The organism is Streptomyces sp. CO7, from assembly GCF_053474865.1.
Genome location: NZ_JBRIOU010000004.1, coordinates 815,225 through 816,010 on the forward strand (window position 1 = coordinate 815,225; position 786 = coordinate 816,010).

Below are 786 nucleotides of genomic sequence, written 5' to 3' on the forward strand. Positions count from 1 at the left end.
GCGAAGTACCGCCGCACCCCGTGCTCCCGTGCCAGCCGCCCCACCACCGCCATGTACGCCTCGACGTCCACCACCCCCGTCTCGACCAGGGACGTGCCCACCAGGTCGGCCCCCTCGGTGACCGTCGGCGGTCCGAAGGCGGACCGGGTCCAGGCGAAGTCGTTGACGGTGACCACCGCGTCCGCGGGGACCTCCGCCAGCGGCATGGCGGTGAAGATCTCCACCCGCCGCCGCTCCTTGGGCGTCAGCCGCCGCCGCGCGTAGCGGGAGACGGGCGCCAGCGCGAGGTCGCGCGGCGAGGGCCGCGCCCCGCGCCGGTGCCACCGCACCAGCGGCTCGCGCCGCACCAGCTGCGCGGTGAACTCCAGGGTGGCGGTGCCGTCGTCGACGACCACAAGGTCCCGGGCCGGCGCGATGCCCAGCAGCAGCTGCACGTAGCGGGAGAACGGGTCGCCGACGACGATCCGCTCCGCCCGCCGCAGCGGGCCGGTGAGCCCTCCGACGGTCTTGAAGGGGGCCAGCGCGCCGCCCCGGGCCTCCTCCCAGCGGACGTCGTGGCCCTCGCTGCGGGCCAGCTCGGACATCCGCCGCAGCTGGCCCCGGCTCATCGGGTCGGTGGGCGACAGGACGACCAGCCCGACGCCGCGCTCGCGGGCGTGCGCCGCCCATTCCATGACGTTGAGCAGCTGAACGGGACTCTCGACGAAGGCGAGCGTGCGCGGGCTCTCGGTGCTCACGGTGCTCATGGGCTGACCAGCCGTCCTGTCGGTGGGGTGGGGGTGGGAG

Annotated in this window: 1 protein-coding gene; it reads right to left on the reverse strand. The window is 75.3% G+C overall.

Annotation, left to right across the window (positions count from 1 at the left end):
- A partial coding sequence (locus ACOV8S_RS16515) for a hypothetical protein (protein ID WP_448318564.1) occupies positions 1-746 on the reverse strand: 746 nt, incomplete at its 3' end.
- Positions 747-786 lie beyond the last annotated feature (40 nt).